An 18,968-nucleotide genomic window follows, 5' to 3' on the forward strand; every position below is an offset into this window, starting at 1 on the left:
GACTGGAGCAGTAGCCAACGTCTATCCCCACATGGACTTAGACCAACAAATTCAAACGCTGATCCAGGAAGCGCCTTCCGATGGGATAACCCTTCCACTGGTTGCGGCGATCGCCCCGGTTTTAAAAGCCTTTGCCCAGCAACTTCAGCATTCCCAATACTATATTCTGCAAACCCTGGAGCAAGATTGGGTCTTGACCACCCTCCAAAATCAAACCCAGCCCAACTTAGAAAAAACGGTTTTGTACGCCTTCTCCACCCTTAAAGATGTCACGGCAGGGCCTGGTTTCGTCCGCGACGACCCCCAGCTAATGGCGCTGCCAGTTCCAATTATCGACATTTTGTTTCAGATGACGGCTTTGAATGGAGTAGATAGTGCAGTCTTTTTTGAGAACCCTGGGGACTTAATCAATGGCGCTGAAATTCAGCGAGCCGAATTGCAAGGGGCTATCCAGTATCATTTACAACTACCGCCACTGAGCAGTTCTGTGCCCTCCGATCTTGCCTAACTGTTCTTGAGAAGGAACCAACCGAGGGGTGCTACTTTTGAAATCATCTTGCCCAATGAAGGGTTTCAATTCCTCAACCATCGCCTTAGCACCCTCTCTTTGATGCTGCTCACATGTCCCCTCAACCAAGGGGAAAATCGTTGCGACCTGTGTCCTCGAACCAGGAGCTGAGTTTGCCCCTCAAGCCTCCCACTCTCGGCTTTGTTCAGCTTGGGTCTGAAGCAGACAGGTGTGCAGATCCTCCCAATTGACCGTCTCAACCGCAGCATCGAGAATCAGTTCTCCCTGTTGCAAGACCAGCACGCGGGTACAAAATCGTCTGACCAGTTCCAATTGATGGTTGATCATGATCAGAGCCATGGGTTGACTCTGCACCAATTCAGTCAGCACCGTCAGCAGCTGAGTGGCTCGACCGGCATCCAGGGCAGAGGTGGGTTCATCTAAGAGCAAGAGGTGGGGTTGCATCACTAGGGCCCGGGCGATCGCCACCAGTTGCCGCTGCCCCACCGACAGTTGTACTTCGGTGCGATCGAGCCACTCCAAGGGAATGGTGAGTTTTTCCAACCACGTCTGCATCCGTTGCCGGATGGTGTCAACGGCCAGCCCTTGCAGGCGCAGAGGATAGGCGAGGGCATCCTCAACCGTCATCCCCAGGAGCTTCGACTCTTGAGGCACCAGAACCACCTGCTGGCGAAGCTTGAGCACATTGATCTGACGGATGTCCTGACCTTGAAATCTCAAGGAACCCTGAGTCGCTTCACTCAAGCGGTTGATCAAGCGGAGTAAGGAGGTTTTACCAGCCCCTGAGGCACCTACGATCCCCAGGCGATCGCCCTCCTTGACTGTAAAGGTGATCCCCCTTAGGAGTTGGACAGGGGAGGATAGACTCAACCCTACCTGAGCGAGGTCTAAAAGCGGTTCTGTGTTGGTTTTGTACATTTGCAGTAAACTTTGGTAGACCTGTAACGATTGCCTAGTTTCACCTACCTTGAGTCAACATACATTGATTTCTAATTTGGGGTTATGGGGTCAGCGGATGATCATTGCCGTGCTCTTAGGCGGACAGGTTTTTATCCATCTGCTGAGTGGGCGGATTCATCGCCGGAATGTCATAGAACAAATGGTTGTGGTTGGCCCCGCTTCGCTGCTGGTGGTTCTCCTCACTGCCAGTTTTGTCGGGATGGTGTTTACGATTCAGGTGGCGCGGGAATTCCTCGCCTTTGGTGCTGGCAATGCCGTCGGGGGCGTCCTCGCGATCGCCCTCACCCGAGAATTATCTCCGGTGTTGACGGCTGTGATTGTGGCAGGACGGGTGGGATCGGCCTTTGCCGCCGAAATCGGAACCATGCAGGTGACGGAACAGATTGATGCCCTCTACATGCTCAAAACTGACCCCGTGGATTATTTGGTGATCCCGAGAGTCTTGGCGTGTTGTCTGATGTTGCCAGTGTTAACGATTTTGTCTTTGATTACTGGTATGACTGGGGGGATGCTGATTTCTCAAAGCTTATACAATATCCCTCAGCATCTATTTATTGAGTCAGCCCGTAACTTCCTCACTCCCTGGGATATTTGTACTGCTCCCCTCAAGGGTTTGGTGTTTGGAGCGCTGATTGCGGTGATTGGTTCCAGTTGGGGACTGACAACCCGTGGGGGGGCAAAGGGTGTGGGACAATCCACCACCACCGCTGTGGTAACGGCGCTGCTGGCGATTTTTATCTCTGACTTTTTCCTCTCCTGGATCTTGTTTCAGGGAACGGGGAAGACAGGATCTGGCAGTCTCTAAGGGCGGGCAGCCTTTAAACCTTTAAAATGTAAATGTGATTTGATGCAAAAGGATCCCGTGAGCCTGTGACTCTTGCAACCCCCGTCCAGTCAGCAGATACAGTGCAGTTAGCCCCGAGCTATGTCTTGCCCCTCACCTTGGTGGCGATGGCTCTGCCATTGGTATGGGTGCAAATCTGGCTCAGCCTCACCCTTTCTCTCTTTGGTCTATTTTTGCTGTTTCAGGCGGTCACCCTGCGACTGCTGTTGACATCCATGGCCCTAGAGATTTATCGCGGTCAGACGCTGATTCGCCGTTTTCCCTACGGGGAATGGCTCAACTGGCAAATTTTCTGGTCTCCCCTGCCGATCCTGTTCTATTTCCGTGAGGTTAACAGTATCCACTTTTTGCCAATATTGTTTGATCCCAAAGCTCTGCAAACCTGTCTGGAACAGTTCTGCCCTCGTTCTCCTGGCTGAACTAACGACCCTATCGTATCTGCCCGCCCATGAATGCCGACGCATCATCCCTGCCAGAATTTACTGCCACCCATGACCCATCCGCTGAGGCTGAAGCTGCTGTGACCCTTGAACTCTCCCCAGCACCAGACACCACCGTCACCACTGCACCGACGGAGGATTTGGATCTAGCTCAACGGGTGGCAACCCTCCAACAACAGGAGCAAGCCCTGCGCCAGGAAATTGCCACTTTGCAGGCCACCCAGGCCAAGCTACTCCAGGAACAGACCGCCCAAATGCAGGCGAACCTGGGTCGATTGATTCAGGAAGGGGTCAAGGAGCTGGAACAACGGAAGCAGACGCTCCAGATTGCCGTTGAGCAATTGGAGCGCCGTCAAGAACGGATTCGAGCTGAAATGCGCACTACCTTTGCAGGTGTTTCCCAGGATCTAGCGATTCGCGTCCAAAGTTTTAAGGACTACCTGGTCGGCAGTCTGCAAGATTTGGTCAGTACCGCCGAGCAACTGGAGTTGGCACAATCCAACCCCCCCCCGGGAGAAGCCCACTGCCAAACCAGAAACACCTCAGTCCTCTGACAGCCCTAAGTTTGCCGAGCAAAGCTTTCAAGAACAAACGAAGCAGATTCGTAAATTGCTCGATCAGTACCGCACCCAACCCAATTACTATGGTTCTCCCTGGCAGTTACGGCGTACTTTTGAACCCATCCATGCCGAACGGGTGGGCAACTGGTTTTTCTCCCAGGGAGGACGGGGGGCACTTCGCTCCATGGGTAGCCGCCTGCAGAATATCTTGATTACCTCAACCGTGGTCTCAGTGCTGCGAAAAGTCTATGGCGATCGCCTCCGTACCTTAGTGTTAGCAAATTCTCCCGAACGCCTGGGTGAGTGGCGACGCGGGTTACAAGATTGCCTCGGGATCTCCCGCAGTGACTTTGGCCCTGACCGGGGCGTGGTTATTTTTGAAGCCCCCGAAGCGTTGATTGTCAAAGCCGATCGGTTGATGAAGGAGGGAGCTTTGCCGTTAATCATCATCGATGAGACAGAAGATCAAATCAGTTTAGGCTTGCTGCAATTTCCCCTGTGGTTGGCCTTTGCCCCCGATCCACAATCGGGATCGTTTTTGTAAATCAGCAGCGCCTGAACCGCACTATAACTGGGGCACACGTCCCGTCAAACCCGTCATTAACCCCAGGACTAACCGCTTCACCAGCGGGATGTGTTGTAACGCCCACAGCCCTAGGCGTCGCAGCAATACCATAGGTAGCCACTGGTTAGAGAAGCAACGTACTAGTAAATCGGTAAATCCGAGAATAATCAAGTTTTCTCGCTGCCGCCAGCGCTCATATCGCCGGAGTACCCTGAGATCCCCCAAAGCCAACCCCTGCTGGGAAGCGGTTTGCAACACTTCGGCTAGGGCGGCGGCGTCGCGAATCCCTAAGTTCAACCCCTGCCCCCCCACGGGATGGCAGCAATGGGCGGCATCCCCAATCAACGCCAGCTTGGGGCGCACATAGTGGTTACTCTGACGCAATTGCACTGGAAAGGCAAAGCGCTGTCCCACTAAGGATAAGGTTCCCATGTGCCGACCATAGCGCCGTTCTAGTTCCGTAAGAAAAGCTGTATCATCCAAAGCCAATAACGCCTGCACTTCAGCTGCGGGTGCCGTCCAGACAATCCGACACTGATTCCCCGGTAAGGGGAGGATGGCAAAGGGGCCACTGGGCCAGAAGCGTTCGTAGGCAATGTTTTGATGGCTGTACTGGGGTTGCACCGTGGCGACAATGCAAGATTGCCAGTACCGCCAACCCTGCGCTCGAATACCAGCTGCCTGTCGGAGTGGCGATCGCGCCCCATCGGCGGCCACCAATAATTGGGCGGTTAACCATTGGGATGTTCTAGCTTGCTCAATCTCGATCGCCACGCCATCGGACTGACAACGAGTCTGGACAACGGTGGCTGGACAAAGCCAGGTGACCTGGGGGGCATCCTGGAGAAAATCTTGCAGTGCCGTCAGCAAAACGCCATGGGCAGCGACATAACCCAGCACCTCGGTTCTCCCCAAATCCGCTGGATCAAACTTCACCGTGTGGGGGTAGTCGGCATCGGAAAGACAAATCTGCTGGAACTCAGCGATCAAGGGATGGATCTGCTCCCAAACGCCAATACCCTGAAAAATCCGCTGAGAGAGCAATGAAATCGCATAGGCCTGATCACGGGCCACGGCCACGGACTGGGTTTGGGCTTCAATCACAACCACCCTTAACCCGGATTGCTTCAGAGCAGCGGCGAGGGTGAGGCCAACGATACCGCCCCCTGCGATCGCGACATCATAGTCTAGCCGGGACGCCTCCGCGGCTGTCCTTGGGGCGCTTGGGTGGGGGAGATGGGTGGAAACGGTCAGTGGAGTGGGGGCAGCCAATAACATGATTTTTGTTGGGGCTGATTCAATGGCAGGGTAGAGGCAAGGATGGCTGTATATCTTGATTTTCTCGCGAAAACGTCAGGCTTTCAAGGTAGCAGGCACCCTTGAGCGATCCCTCTGGTGAAGCAAGTTTTTCTTCAAGCTTGGGGTAGAATCACCAAGTCGCCCTCCGTATGCATACGCATCTATGACGGTTTCACGAACCATTTGCTTGGGCTTTCTGGCGGTCATTACCATCGGTGCATTGTTGCTAATGATGCCCTTCTCACTCAGTAGCGGTACCTGGGGCAGTCCTGTCAACGCCCTCTTTACCTCGACCTCCGCCGTCTGTGTCACTGGTTTATCGGTGGTTGATGTGGGAACCTACTACTCCTTCTGGGGACAACTGCTGCTGGTGTTGTTGGTGCAGATTGGCGGGTTGGGATACATGACGGCAACAACCTTTCTGTTACTGCTATTAGGGCGTAGGTTTGGACTACGAGATAAAATTGCGATTCAGCAATCCCTCGATGCCCCTGGGATGTCGGGGGTGGTTTATCTGGTGCGATCGATTATTGCAGTCACCCTCCTGTTTGAAATCACGGGGGTGTTTTTATTATTTATTGTCTTTGAGCCAGACTATGGCTTGGAACATGGACTCTGGCTAGCAATTTTTCATAGTGTGAATGCCTTTAATAATGCCGGCTTTGGTTTGTTTTCGGATAATCTCATGCATTATGTGCGATCGCCCCTGGTCAACATGATTATCACGATCCTGATTATTTTTGGGGGGATTGGCTACCAGGTGATTATGGAGATGTACCTCTGGGTGCGCGATCTCATCCTGCGTCGCACCAAGTGTGTGATTTTTTCCCTCAACTATAAGATTGTTACCAGCTCAACCTTGATTCTCTTGGCGGTGGGAACCATTGCCTTTCTGCTGACAGAGGCCCAAAATCCCCATACCTTGGGGCCCCTGGGTTGGCATCACAAGCTCATGGCAGCGTGGTTCCAATCAGTCACCCCCCGCACCGCTGGCTTCAATACAATTGATATTGGCAAAATGACCAATGCTGGCTTATTTATTACCATTGCCCTGATGTTTATCGGTGCCAGTCCCGGTAGTACCGGGGGTGGAATTAAAACCACAACCCTCCGGGTTCTGTATGACTGCACCAAAACCGTGCTTCAGGGCAAGGAAGAAGTTCTGTCCTATCAGCGGCAAATTCCAGTACCACTGATTCTGAAGGCTATTAGTGTCTTACTCGGCTCGGTTCTGGTAGTGATTGTCTCAACCATCTTCATTTCCCTCACCGATTCTGGGTTGGAGTTTTATTCAGATTTTGTTTGAGGTGGTCTCCGCCTTTGGCACGGTGGGGCTGTCTACGGGCATTACCGCTAGCGTGAGCGTTGCAGCCAAACTGGCTCTGATTGGGACGATGTACACGGGGCGGGTGGGCGTGCTGCTGTTAATGAGTGCCCTCCTGGGAGATCCCAGACCCAGCGTTTTGCATTACCCCGAGGAAAATCTCCTGGTTGGCTAGTCAAGGTGGCAGGGGATGAAGCTGTCAACAGGTTTTCTGGAGGTGTGTCGATCAGGGGTTACCATAGGCGCAAGCCCATGTCCGGAAACAAAATCAGTCCTATGGATGCCAATTTGCCTCCCCATCCTGCTGCCAGTTCTGATTCCCCACCCCAGGTCGGAGGCGGCCTGCCGGTGCTGCAATATTGGGCCGAGCATACCCTGTCACCGGACGGTCTGAAGCTGTGGCAAACCCTATTCCATAAAAGTGCCTGTCTTTCTTGTGCCTGGGGAACGGGGGGGCAGAAGGGGGGCTTTGTCAATGAAGCAGGGGAAGTCCTCCAACGCTGTGCCAAAAGTGTGGAGGCGATCGCGGCGGAACTCCAACCCGCCGTCCCCCCGGAAATCTTTGGCCAACGGACGATCGCGGAACTCCAACAACTCACCTCTGAACAAGCAGATCGCTTAGGTCGCCTGAGTGTGCCCTTGCTCCTTAGAGCTGGCCACAGCCACTACGAACGGATCACCTGGGATCAGGTGTATGCGATCGCGGAATCGGCATTTCGCAGACCCGCCCCTCGGATTGCCTCCTATAGTTCTGGACGCTCTTCCAATGAAGCGGCCTATCTGTTGCAGCTGATGATGCGGGCCCTGGGCTCGAATAATCTTGCCGATTGTTCGGATTTGTGTCACGCAGCTTCCACTGTCGGCCTCAAGCAAATGTTTGGGTCTGGGACTTCCATGGTCAGCCTGGAGGATTTAAAGCAGGCGGACTGTGTGGTGTTGGTGGGTTCCAATGCCCCAGCGAATCATCCTCGGTTGATGAATGAATTGATCAAATTGCGCGATCGCGGCGGCAAGGTGATCGTAGTCAATCCCTTAAAAGAAGTAGGGTTGGTCAAGTTTGCCTCTCCCGCCTTCCCCGTCAAGTCCTTACTGCGCGGCTCTGAGATTGCTTCCCTCTACCTGCAGCCGATTCCTGGCAGTGACACGGCTCTCTTTGTTGGCATCCAAAAATCCCTGATTGAACAGGGTCTGATTCATCGTGATTACCTCCAAGCCCACACCAGCGGCTGGGAAGCAGTGGTTCATCATGCCCAGTCCTCCACTTGGGAAACGATTACCAGCACCTGTGGCCTCTCGCAGCTAGAAATTTCCACCGCTGCCGCCCTGATCGGCACTGCTGAGCGGGTGGTGTTTGCCTGGGCGATGGGGGTAACCCAACACGAGAATGGCGTCGATAATATTTTCAGTATTGCCAACACGGCCCTGCTGACAGGGAATGCAGGCAAACCGGGGGCTGGCACCATGCCCATCCGCGGCCACTCCAACGTCCAAGGCTTTGGCTCCATGGGTGTCACGGTTCATCTCAAGGAAGAAATCCGTCTGGCCCTAGAGCGCTTACTCGATCGCCCCTTGAGTCGGGTCCCTGGTTATGACACCCGTGCCCTGATTGAAGCTGCTGCCTCCGGAGCCATTGATACTCTACTTTGCTTGGGAGGAAATCTCTACGCAGCCAATCCCGATGCCACCCAAGCCCAAGCAGCTTTAGGTCAGATTGAAACCATTATCTACCTGGCAACCAAACCCAATCTGGGACACTTCCACGGCTTGGCTCAGCACAACACCTTGATCCTGCCCGTGTTTGCTCGCTTTGAGAACCCCCACCAGACAACGACGGAATCCGGGAATAACTTTGTGCGCCTCAATGATAGCGGACGCACCCATCTCCAGAGGACAGAACTGATAGCGGAGGTGGAATTTCTCAGCGAATTGGCCGCTCGCTTGCTCGGCGATACTCCGGTTAACTGGCATCAACTACAGGACCCCCACTATGTCCGCCAACTGATCGCCCAAACCATCCCAGGGTTTGAGCAGATGGCAACCATTGATCAAATCCACGTAGAATTCACGATTCCTGGCCGCATTTTCCATCGACCTCAATTTCCCACGGCCACGGGTCAAGCCCAGATGTTTGTCACACCGCTCCCCGATCTGACCTTGCCCCAAGCCCAGGATTTTGGGATTCCAGACACGATTCCCAGCATGGTTCTGGCACTGGGCACTGGACGGAGCTATTCCCAGCACAACACCGTGGTCTATCGTCCAGGAGACACATACCGAGGGATGCCCCACCGCAACTGTATTTTGTTGAATGCAATGGATGCTGCCACTGGTGGATTTCAGGAACACCAGCGGGTCACGGTTCAAGGGGATGCTGGCAAATTGGAGCAGGTTGAGATCATCTTCGGGGAAATTCGCCAGGGAGCAGCGTTGATGTTTTATCCCGAAGTGAATGCGATTTTTCAGGCGAGGATTGATGCCCGTTCAGGCACTCCAGCCTTTAAGCGGGTGCCGGTGGTGGTGTACGTCCCTGTAAACTCCTAGGTGTCACCCGCCCAATTCCTACCTGCATGCTCCAGCGATGGTCAAAGACCGACCTCGAGCCATTGCCCGTCAGCTAGTTCATAATCGGGGGGATGGATAAGCACCTCTTCCGGGAAGCAAGTTACTGACAGTGTTGGGCTTGGCAGGGTTTTTACCGGTGTCATGCAAGATGTCAATTCCTGAGAACATTGTAATGGATTGTAACAATGCAGTTATTTTGTTAATAAATATTGCAAGTAATTGATCCCGTTGCTAGCGTGTGTATGTTCGGTTGTTCCTGGTAGGTGCCCATATTGTAGGAGGGGTTCGATCCATGCTTTACATCCATCTTGGTTCCACACCCATTCGCTGATTCCAGACAAACCAACTCATTCATGACTATCGATCCACCATTGGTCTGACTGCGTGCCGAGGATGCTTTCTTCACTCAATCTTTCGGTTCGGCACGGGTTCACAGCCAGGTGAGACTCTAACTCTTGAGGCTTTGATGATGAATATTCAAGGAAAAATAGCTCTGGTAACCGGAGCATCCCGTGGCATTGGTCGCGAGATTGCCCTAGAGCTTGCCAAACAAGGTGTTCAGCGCCTGGTACTCGTCGCTAGAGACCGCCAGCGTCTCGCCCTCGTCGCCGCAGAAATCGAAGGGATGGGCATAGAGGCCGTGATCCTGCCCTTGGATCTGTCCCAGCCGATTGAGGTGCACATTGCGATCGCCCAAGTTTGGCGAGATCATGGCCCGTTCCACTTGCTCGTCAACTGTGCCGGCATTGCCCACCAAGTTCCCTTCTTGCAGTCGAAGCTGGCCAATGTCCAGGAAGAGATTGCGATTAATTTAATCGGTATGTACACGATCACACGCCTGGTTGCTCGACGCATGGCCGCCCAACGGGAAGGCAAAATCGTCAATGTTTCCAGCTTGATGGGCAAGGTCGCTGCCCCAACCATGGCAACCTACTCCGCGACCAAGTTTGCAATTTTAGGCTTTACCCAAGCCTTGCGAGGTGAACTCGCAGCCCACAATGTCCAGGTGAGTGCGTTACTGCCGTCTCTCACGGATACAGACATGGTGCGAGAACTCCAGTGGTTTCGTTGGGTCATGCCTACGTCTCCCCAAAGAGTAGCTCAAGTCCTCGTAGCAGGGCTGCAGAAGGACACTCCTGAGATCTTGGTCGGATGGCAAAGTCATTTAGTGGCCTGGAGTAACCGCATTGCTCCCTGGTTACTGGAGAAGATTTTGCTCATGGCTGCGCCGCTGCCCCGGTATGAGCAGCGACCGACCGAATCCCCCGGTCGCTGAGGATAAACCTGCGTCTGGGAGTCGTCAAAAACTCCCAGGCGATCGCTACGAGATCCCTAAGAGAATTCCCTCGCTCCCTAGGAGGGACTACTCAGCCAAAACAGATAGCCCAAGGGTTTAACTAAAGGCTCCGCCAAGACTCACGGCGATCGCCTATCAGGGTTAACTGGCTGAACCGAGATATCAACCACTAGGGTTGCTGCGACTCTAGCACTTGGGTGAGGCGCTCTAGGGCAACGGTTAGTCGTTCTTGCGCCAGTAAGATTGGATCAGGGGCAGCTGGCATTGGCACTGCGGCTACAGATTGATGCTTAAGCCGCTCCAAGGCTCGAATACTGACAAATAGCACCAAGGCAATCACCACAAAGTCCACCGCTGAACCGATGAAACTACCGATCTTAATGCCGGGAGCAATCACCGTGTGACGCCAGTCTCCCCCCGGGTACAAGGGGATTAATCAGTGGCATGGCAACATCCTGGACAAAGGAGGTGACAATTTTGCCAAAGGCTCCGCCAATAATGACGGCGATCGCCAGTTCCATCACATTCCCTTTCAGGGCAAAGTCTCTAAAGTCATGAAAAAAACCGCCCAAGGATTGTCTCCCACGTCGCATTCCCATGTCTTATTGATTCTCCTGTGTTCATAAAAAATGGTTCAGTAGGATAATAATTGTACAGTGCTGAAATTTCAGGATGCCCAAAATCCCCAGTACGGTTATCTGGCAACAGGCCGAACTCCTCATGCAACCAGCCTTGATCCGTGTGATTGACAACCTCCGTAAACAGCTAGAGGTGTCAACTTGGCAGGGAACGTATCAGGATGCCACCGATCCCTATCCGGGCTATCAGCTGTGCCTGCGAAGGAACGAGGCAGAAGTGAGGGTAGATTTGTGGGGATTATGTTATCAGATCTGCTTTCTGGACTATCATCCTGACCTTGATCTTGACGGCAGTCTAGCGGTGCAAATTGATCCCATCCTCATTGACGCTGAAGGAGAAGTGGACTGGCACCGTTTAGATAGCAAAGCAGACCAGTTAGTGGCCGAGGTTTTTGCCAACCTGCCCAGCTTGAACGGTTAAGCAACTCAGAGCAGCAATCTCATGACGAATCTGCATCAACTTCAAGTGAATGCCGGGGCAACATTGGGTGACATCGCCGATCTATCGGTGCCATTGACCTTTGGCAATGATCCGGTGGCTGTGGCGGCGGCGCAACAGCAGGTCGCCGTTTGCGATCGCTGCCACTGGGGACGGATCGAGATCTCCGGAGCGGATCGCATCCGGTATTTGCAAAACCAGAGTACCAATGACTTTAATAGCCTCCAGCCCGGAGCCGGGTGTGACACGGTTTTTGTAACCTCGACGGCTCGCACCCTTGATCTGGTCACGGCCTATGTTCTAGAGGATAGGGTGTTGTTGCTGGTCTCCCCCAACCGCCGTCAAGCCCTGTTGGCGTGGCTAGATCGGTATATTTTCCCCGCTGATCGGGTGGTAATTCAGGATCGGACTCTGACAATGGCGACGTTTAGTTTGATCGGTCCCCAGAGCGATCGCCTCCTAGCCGCTTTGGGGGGAGATCCGTTGCTGGGGGCTGCCCCTGGTACCCATTGCTGCCAAATCCTGGCTAACCTAAAGGTGCGGGTTGCTGTGGGCAGTGGATTGGCACTTCCTGGTTATACCCTCTGCTTGGATACCTCGGATGCAGCCGCCCTCTGGCAAGCCCTAACAACCGCTGGAGCCGTGCCCCTGGGAGAGCAAGGCTGGGAGCAGTTGCGGATTCAGCAGGGCCGTCCGGCACCCGACCGAGAACTCACCGAGGAATATAATCCCCTAGAAGCTGGACTCTGGCACGCGGTTTCCTTTAGCAAAGGATGTTACATCGGCCAGGAAACCATTGCCCGCCTGCAAACTTACAAAGGGGTGAAGCAACAACTGTGGGGCATTCGCTTGCAGCAGCCCGTGGAGCCAGGGAGCGTGATTCGGGTGGGCGAGGAGAAGGTGGGAAAGTTGACCAGTGTCACCGCCACCCCAACTGGATTGGTAGGTTTGGCCTATATCCGCACCAAGGCAGGGGGGGAAAACCTCTCTGTGGACGTAGGGGACAGCAGCGGCCAATTGGTGGACGTGCCTTTTCTCAGCCGGGAGCTACCGGGGCAGAACTAAGGGCGACCTATCCCCCAATGTGAATTCCAGGACGTTGGGCCGGATCTTTTTCGGCTTGACGTAGAACTTTACGGGTGAGGAGGGGAATATCGCCTTCCCCAAAGAGAATAAAACGCAGGGCATACTGGAGGGAATTACCATCGCCCCAGCTGAAATAGACATGGGGCAGCTTTTGAGTATGATTGCGCAGATAGAGTAGAAAAGCCGCGATCGCATTGGGAACGGCGGAACTTTCGGCGCGCAGGATGCGGTAGTGATGCACCTGAATGCCTCTAACCCGGAGGGTATCCTCAAATTTAGAGGCATCCGATACCTTTATTTCCAAGAATAAAATCGGATCTGTGGCCGGAATGTGGTTGTCTTCCCGTACCTCCTGTTCCTTTAAAAAGTACTCTTGGTCATCCCCAGCATCCAGATGATTGGCAATCAGCCGCACTGTCCCATTGCAAGCATCGGCAATAAATTGCTGGGCAACAGCATCCATCTCCACCCGCTCTGTCCGTAACTCTGTAGACCGCCAGATGCGGGACACCAGTGACGTAAGAATAATAATGCCGATAAAAAACGGCCGCAATCTTAATCCCTTCGGGGCGCTCAACGATGTTAATAACCGTTGTGTAAAAGAACACTAATGTGATCAGGCCACTGATGGCAGTCCGGCGGCGCGATCGCCCCTGCGCCCGAACGGAAAGGGTGACTGCAAAGGCTGCTGAACTCATTAATACCAGCACCCCCGTTGCATAAGCCCCACCCTGGGCATCCACATTAGCTCGAAACAGGATTGTCACCACGACGGCGATCGCTGTGTAGACTAACACCAACGGTCGAGTTTTGCGGGCCCAGTTGGGTGCCATGCCATAGCGGGGGAGGTAGCGAGGCACAACATTCAGCAACCCTGCCATGGCCGAGGCTCCGGCAAACCAGAGAATCAGGATGGTGCTCAGATCGTAGAGGGTGCCAAAACCACTCCCTAAATAGCGGTGAGCAAGATAGGCGAGGGCACGTCCGTTGGCAGCACCGTCCGCTGCAAATTCGGCAGATGGGATCAGTAACACCGTCACCAGGCTACTGGTAATTAAGAAGACGCTCATAATTACAGCGGCGGTGGTGAGGAGCCGATGAGTATGACGAATCCGGCCTGGGGCGTTAGTTTCTGTATCCTGGGGATCTCCCTGTACCAAAGGCATGACCACCACCCCAGTTTCAAACCCTGACAGCCCCAAAGCTAGTTTGGGGAATAGGAGCAGGGCCACTACCACCATCCACAGGGGATTGCCATATTGGGTGAACAGAGCGGTTCGCCAATCCGCTATCGCAGTGGGATGATGCAGGACTTGAACGCAGCCGACTCCAATCACTACCCCGTTCAAGAGTAGGTAAACGGCAACCAGAATTACGGCAATGCCAATGGCTTCCTTGAAGCCCCGCAGGAACACGACACCCAGGAGTGCCACCAAGAGCAGTGTGATCCCAATTTGCTGGTGATGGAGAAAAGCAGGGGTGAAGGGGTTTTCAATGATATGAGCCGTGGCATCAGCTGCCGAGAGGGTAATGGTAATAATGAAATCAGTGGCGACAAAGCCCAGCAGACAGAGGACAAAGAGCTTTCCCTGCCACCAGGAAAGTAGGCGTTCCAGCATGGCAATGGAGCCTTCTCCATGGGGGCTTTCAATGGCAACCTGGTGGTAAACAGGCAGCGCCCCTAATAAGGTCAGCAGCACCAACACCAAGGTAGCAAAGGGAGAGAGTGCCCCGGCTGCGAGGGCTGCAATTCCCGGTTGATAGCCCAGGGTGGAGAAGTAATCAACCCCCGTTAAGCACATGACCTGCCACCAGGGATGTTGTTGCGGATGGCTCGTTTTGCCAGTACCGGGGTTGTCAGTCAAAAACCACTGACTAAAGCGTTGACTGGTTTGGGTGACGAGGTTGTTTGTCTGGGTCATCAAGCCTGCCTTTTCCCTGATTCAACTGCATTCTTCCTGAATCATCTCCCAAGGCAGGGGGCATCGGCCAAAAAAATCCCCCTTATCTGGGAGCCCCAGAGAGCATCAATACGGGTTCCCCTGTGAGGCTAAAGGCGCGGACTTCGGTGATTTGTACCGGCACGAGGCATCCTCTAAGTTGGGTAATGTCCCCAGGGAAAAAAGTCAGGCGATTGCCTCGGGTTCGTCCCATCACCTGGGTAGGGTTCTTGGGGTTCTGATCTTCAACCAAGACCTCTGCCACCTGTCCCTGATAACGCTGCGATCGCTCCGCAGCTTTGACACTGACCAAATGATTTAACCGTTGCAGGCGATCGCGCTTCACCACTTCACTCACCTGATCAGACCAGAGAGCAGCGGGGGTACCCGGTCGGGGGGAATAGGCAGCGGTATTCAGCAAATCAAACCCAATGGTTTCAGTGAGCTTTAAGGTATTCTCGAACTGCTCCTCGGTTTCACCGGGGAACCCGACAATGGCATCGGCACTAATTGCCGCCTCCGGCATCACCTGCCGAATGGTGTCAATGATTCGGCGGTATTTTTCCTGGGTGTAGCCCCGACCCATGGCCTTGAGAATGGCATTATCTCCGGACTGGAAGGGAATGTGGAAGTGTTCACATACCTTGGGGAGTTCCGCACAGGCTCGGATCAGCCGCTCGGTAAAATACCGGGGATGGCTAGTGGCAAAGCGAATGCGCTCAATGCCGGGGACATCGTGGATATAGTAAAGCAAGTCCGTCAGCGTCTGTTGATAACGACCTTCGGGGGTGACACCCGGTAAATCTCGGCCATAGGCGTCAATGTTTTGCCCCAATAGCGTCACTTCTTTGTAGCCCTGCTGGCTAAGAGCGACGATCTCAGTACGGATGGCGGCGGGGGTGCGGGACTGTTCGATGCCACGCACATTGGGCACCACACAGTAGGTACAGCGCTCATTACAGCCATAAATTACATTCACCCAAGCGGTCACCTGACTGTCTCGTCGGGGTTGGGTGATATCTTCCATCACCTGGATAGCTTCCGTCGCTACCACTTGGTTGCCGTTAAACACCTGTTCCAGCAAATCTTGGAGACGGTTGGCGTGCTGTGGCCCCATGACGAGATCTAACTCCGGCACCCGCTGCAACAGTTGTTCCCCTTCTTGCTGGGCAACACATCCGGCAATGACCAGGGTGAGATTGGGTTGTTCCCGTTTGCGGGCTGCCTGTCGTCCCAGATAAGAATAGACCTTTTGCTCCGCATTGTCACGAATGGTGCAGGTGTTGTAGAGAATTAAATCGGCAGCATCCGGCTCCGCGACTGACTCAAAGCCCATGGTTTCCAAAATGCCAGCCATTCGTTCAGAGTCAGCCTTATTCATCTGACAGCCAAACGTGGTGATGTGATAACGGCGGGGAGAGGTCATGGGAACAGCAGTTGTAAGGTGGGGAGGCAAGGCATTCTCATTATAGTTTGACCCTACACCGCTCTCGTTCTCCGGAGGTTTCTGAGGGAACCAAGGGGATAGACACTTGAGGCAATTCTTAGTGTCAAGATTTTTTTGATCGGGTGAAAACCCTCAAAACATCCCCCCTTAAAACGCTTGTTCCATTAACTCAAGGTTGACGGAGGACTAGAGCCATGGGAAAGATTAGGCGAGGTTTTGTTAGATTTTGCGACCCCGGACGATGGAGAACACTGGTCGAGATCTGTATCAATGGATAGATGCCATGGCACCTTGTTAGCTCCTAGCGCATGGCAGCCATTGTATTCCGCCACGTTAGTTCTTTACATAGCACTGCTAAAGCCCGCTGATCAACGCTAGAAAACAGGTCGCTACCCACCAAGTCCTGGAGCACCCGCTGGGTTAATTCTGCGGCAAAGCTACCGCCACAGCGCAAAAGATGGCCGTAATAGCAAAACTGGGGACGCTGCTGCGGGTTGAGATGAAATTGGTAAACCTCCTGGGGACTCATGCGATAGACCAAGGTATTCACCGGCACCACACTTTGGGGAATTCCCTGGACTCCATAGCACCGCCCTTGAACGGTTTCCAGCGTTCCAATCAACAGAGTCCACAGCAGCGTGCGGGTTTCACCGACCAGGTCGGGAGTAAATAGGAGATCGGGTTCAGCAGAGAGCCGGGGGCCTGGACTGGCAAACTGGGGGTTCAAGAGTTGAGAATCGTAAATTAAGCCCACCACCCACGGCTTATGGGGAATTGATAATTTGACAAAGCAGCCAAATCCATAGTCATCGGGTTGGGGAGGGGACGCAACTGCCAGGACATCATCGAGTTGCACCACATAATCGCAATGGGAATTCGACTTCACAACTTTGCCAAGCTGCATGGGACTTTTCTCCACATAACCAATGGGAACACTCGCTCCCGATTATAGGGATTCTACCCAGCAAGCTAAAATAGGGGACTACCAAGTTGCATCAGACCCATGGAGGCGTGGAGGGGAGCATGACATCAACCCGTACCTGGATACAGATGATTCTCATCGCCGCCAGTCGTTTATTTCAGCAGGGAACCTCGGTTCTCATCATGGGTACAGCAATTCTCCTCACGGGTTGGTATGGCTTTCGCCTGCTGGAAGCTCAATTATTTCCGGCAGCGACTACTTCTGTGGAAGTCAGAACCCTGATTACCAATGAATTGCGGAGTCGCAGTGAATTAACCACTGCCAGCGTCGCCACCAAGGCAACGGTGGTGGTGAGTCAAGACCGCAAACTTGGTAGCTTTAGTATTGGTGATACCCATCTGGTTTACGAAGGGGTGGGGGATGTCCAGGCTGGGATCAATATTTCTCAGTTGCAGGCTCGTCTCCTCGACCGCGCCCAGGGACGGATTCACGTGCTACTGCCCCCGCCTCAAATTACCCATGTATCCCTCAATGTCAACCGCTCAAGTGTCCTCGCTCACTATAAACGCTGGTTTGGCCCAGATGTAGAGTTGGAACTCAAAGAAAGAGCCCAAAGGGAAGCCTTGCACCAAATTACTATGGAAGCCTGCACCCAAAACTTGCTGCAAGTCACCAACCAAAATGCCCAACAACTGGTAGAGAAGATTTTAGAAACCGCTGGCTACCAAGAAGTAATTGTGGAAACGCAAATACCCACTGCTGCTGCCTGTAACGATCCTGGTTAAACTTCCCCGCATAATCAATGGCTACTTCACTCGAGACTCTGCCTGCTGTTGGGAGTTCTCGCTGGCAATGCGTTGGGTGAGTACATCCAGAGCTTTCGCATACTGGGGATCGGCAGTCGTCCCAATTTTGTTGCGATCGCGCCCCAATTCCTCTCGCTGCGCCTCGGTGAGGCTGACTTCCACATCAGGATGAATGCCTTCTTTATTGATATCTCGACCATCGGGGGTAAAGTACTTGGCAATGGTAACCGCCAACCCAGAACCATCTCCTAAGCCACGCACAGACTGCACCAGCCCCTTGCCAAAGGTCTTGGTACCCACCAGCAGGGCGCGATGATTATCCTGCAACGCCCCCGAAAGAATTTCACTTGCACTGGCAGAGCCCCCATCCACCAAGATCACCAGGGGCTTATCGGTGAGAGCAGCCTTACTCGCCCGCTCCCGATCCGTTTCACCCCAACGATCCACAGTGGAAACAATGGTGCCTTCTTCTAACCACATGCGAGCAATGTCCACACTGGCGAACAACAGTCCTCCAGGGTTGGAGCGCAAATCTAGGATGTACCCTGTCACCTGCTGCTTTTCCAAATCCTTAATGGCAGCGGACATCTCAGAGGCCGCATTGGCACTGAACTGTACCAGGCGAATATAACCAACTTTGCCCTTGGGCTCTTGCCGCACACTGTAGCGAACCGGATGAATTTCAATCCGAGCCCGCTTGAGGGTAAATTCCAGTTGCTGATTGCCCCGGAGAATCGTCAGAGAGACTTCTGTATCGACGGCCCCCCGGATCAGGGTCACCGCTTCATTGACACTTAGTCCCTCGGTGCTCTTGCCATCGATCTTGGTAATGATATCCTTGGCCAGCACGCCAGCGGTAGCGGCGGGGGTACCCTCAATGGGTGCAACGACAACGAGTTTTTTACTTTTTCGTCCTGGGCCAATTGAATTCCCACCCCGGTTAGCTCCCCAGAGGTATCAATTTGCATGTTCTTGAACTCTTCCGGGTCCATAAATCGGGTGTAGGGGTCACCCAATTTTTTCAGCATCTCCCGGATCGCCGTGTAGGCTTCTGCTTTGTCTTTATAGGGATGGCTTAAGACTTCTCGCCGCACGGCCTTCCAGTCAGTCTGGTTAAAGGTGCCATCCACGTAGGAGCGGTCAATCACCTGCCAAACTTCATCCACAACTTCTTTCGGACTTTCACGAAAGAAGGCTTGACCGCGCGACAAATTAATCCCGACACCCGTAATGGTGACGGCGGTCGCTGCAAGGGCCGTCGCGCCGATGACGAGAGCCTGTTTCGTTGTTGCCATAGAGATGCCGTTTCT

The 18,968-nt window shown here is 53.6% G+C and carries 12 protein-coding genes and 5 pseudogenes; 10 read left to right on the top strand and 7 right to left on the bottom strand.

Annotation, left to right across the window (positions count from 1 at the left end):
* The first annotated feature begins 31 nt into the window (after window positions 1-31).
* The gene (locus tag DO97_RS02800; protein ID WP_036530967.1) at window positions 32-508 is read left to right on the top strand and encodes a hypothetical protein; all 477 of its coding nucleotides are present in this window, start codon (window positions 32-34) and stop codon (window positions 506-508) included.
* A gap of 180 nt (window positions 509-688) precedes the next feature.
* Here DO97_RS02800 and DO97_RS02805 read toward each other — a convergent pair whose 3' ends face one another.
* The gene (locus tag DO97_RS02805) at window positions 689-1,447 is read right to left on the bottom strand and encodes an ABC transporter ATP-binding protein (RefSeq protein WP_036530971.1); all 759 of its coding nucleotides are present in this window, start codon (window positions 1,445-1,447) and stop codon (window positions 689-691) included.
* 49 nt (window positions 1,448-1,496) lie between these two features.
* On the opposite strand from DO97_RS02805, the gene DO97_RS02810 reads away from it, so the two are divergent.
* The 3 genes and pseudogenes from DO97_RS02810 to DO97_RS02820 all read left to right on the top strand — a co-directional run.
* Window positions 1,497-2,294 carry an MlaE family lipid ABC transporter permease subunit gene (locus DO97_RS02810; protein WP_036530973.1) on the top strand — a complete coding sequence of 266 codons (798 nt, stop codon included), beginning with the start codon at window positions 1,497-1,499 and terminating at the stop codon, window positions 2,292-2,294.
* Between the two features lie 65 nt (window positions 2,295-2,359).
* Complete coding sequence (locus tag DO97_RS02815; RefSeq protein ID WP_036530975.1) at window positions 2,360-2,752, top strand: DUF3119 family protein; 393 nt, start codon at window positions 2,360-2,362, stop codon at window positions 2,750-2,752.
* A gap of 23 nt (window positions 2,753-2,775) precedes the next feature.
* Window positions 2,776-3,877 (top strand): annotated as a pseudogene (locus DO97_RS02820) (DUF3086 domain-containing protein); the annotation flags it as partial.
* A 21-nt stretch (window positions 3,878-3,898) separates the two neighbouring features.
* Here the strand turns inward: DO97_RS02820 and DO97_RS02825 are convergent.
* A complete protein-coding gene (locus DO97_RS02825; protein ID WP_036530977.1) occupies window positions 3,899-5,176 on the bottom strand; it encodes an FAD-dependent hydroxylase in 1,278 nt (425 codons plus the stop codon).
* Between the two features lie 184 nt (window positions 5,177-5,360).
* Here DO97_RS02825 and DO97_RS02830 point away from each other — a divergent pair.
* The 3 genes and pseudogenes from DO97_RS02830 (at window position 5,361) to DO97_RS02840 (ending at window position 10,359) form a co-directional block, all read left to right on the top strand.
* Window positions 5,361-6,696: pseudogene (locus DO97_RS02830) on the top strand (TrkH family potassium uptake protein).
* 101 nt (window positions 6,697-6,797) lie between these two features.
* Entirely contained in the window at window positions 6,798-9,062 is a 2,265-nt protein-coding gene (locus DO97_RS02835) for an FdhF/YdeP family oxidoreductase (RefSeq protein ID WP_036531031.1), read from the top strand.
* A gap of 490 nt (window positions 9,063-9,552) precedes the next feature.
* Window positions 9,553-10,359, top strand: coding sequence for an SDR family NAD(P)-dependent oxidoreductase (locus DO97_RS02840; protein ID WP_036530979.1), 807 nt, complete (start codon window positions 9,553-9,555; stop codon window positions 10,357-10,359).
* Between the two features lie 190 nt (window positions 10,360-10,549).
* Here DO97_RS02840 and mscL read toward each other — a convergent pair.
* Window positions 10,550-10,979: pseudogene (gene mscL / locus DO97_RS30670) on the bottom strand (large conductance mechanosensitive channel protein MscL).
* A gap of 73 nt (window positions 10,980-11,052) precedes the next feature.
* On the opposite strand from mscL, the gene DO97_RS02850 reads away from it, so the two are divergent.
* Together DO97_RS02850 and ygfZ are read left to right on the top strand one after the other, a co-directional pair.
* Entirely contained in the window at window positions 11,053-11,439 is a 387-nt protein-coding gene (locus DO97_RS02850) for a hypothetical protein (protein ID WP_036530981.1), read from the top strand.
* 21 nt (window positions 11,440-11,460) lie between these two features.
* The gene (ygfZ, locus tag DO97_RS02855; protein ID WP_036530983.1) at window positions 11,461-12,522 is read left to right on the top strand and encodes a CAF17-like 4Fe-4S cluster assembly/insertion protein YgfZ; all 1,062 of its coding nucleotides are present in this window, start codon (window positions 11,461-11,463) and stop codon (window positions 12,520-12,522) included.
* A 7-nt stretch (window positions 12,523-12,529) separates the two neighbouring features.
* On the opposite strand, the pseudogene DO97_RS02860 reads toward ygfZ, so the two are convergent.
* The 3 genes and pseudogenes from DO97_RS02860 to DO97_RS02870 all read right to left on the bottom strand — a co-directional run bounded on the left by DO97_RS02860 (window position 12,530) and on the right by DO97_RS02870 (window position 16,834).
* A pseudogene (locus tag DO97_RS02860) lies at window positions 12,530-14,345 on the bottom strand (APC family permease).
* A gap of 202 nt (window positions 14,346-14,547) precedes the next feature.
* The gene (gene miaB, locus DO97_RS02865; protein WP_036530984.1) at window positions 14,548-15,909 is read right to left on the bottom strand and encodes a tRNA (N6-isopentenyl adenosine(37)-C2)-methylthiotransferase MiaB; all 1,362 of its coding nucleotides are present in this window, start codon (window positions 15,907-15,909) and stop codon (window positions 14,548-14,550) included.
* A gap of 322 nt (window positions 15,910-16,231) precedes the next feature.
* On the bottom strand, window positions 16,232-16,834 hold the full coding sequence (locus DO97_RS02870) for a DUF8166 family protein (protein ID WP_036530985.1): 603 nt from the start codon (window positions 16,832-16,834) through the stop codon (window positions 16,232-16,234).
* A 119-nt stretch (window positions 16,835-16,953) separates the two neighbouring features.
* On the opposite strand from DO97_RS02870, the gene DO97_RS02875 reads away from it, so the two are divergent.
* Window positions 16,954-17,637, top strand: coding sequence for a DUF4230 domain-containing protein (locus DO97_RS02875; RefSeq protein ID WP_081980595.1), 684 nt, complete (start codon window positions 16,954-16,956; stop codon window positions 17,635-17,637).
* A gap of 21 nt (window positions 17,638-17,658) precedes the next feature.
* On the opposite strand, the pseudogene ctpC reads toward DO97_RS02875, so the two are convergent.
* Window positions 17,659-18,953, bottom strand: a pseudogene (ctpC, locus tag DO97_RS02880) (carboxyl-terminal processing protease CtpC).
* Window positions 18,954-18,968: the final 15 nt, after the last annotated feature.

The sequence above is a fragment of the Neosynechococcus sphagnicola sy1 genome, from assembly GCF_000775285.1.
Classification (GTDB): domain Bacteria; phylum Cyanobacteriota; class Cyanobacteriia; order Neosynechococcales; family Neosynechococcaceae; genus Neosynechococcus; species Neosynechococcus sphagnicola.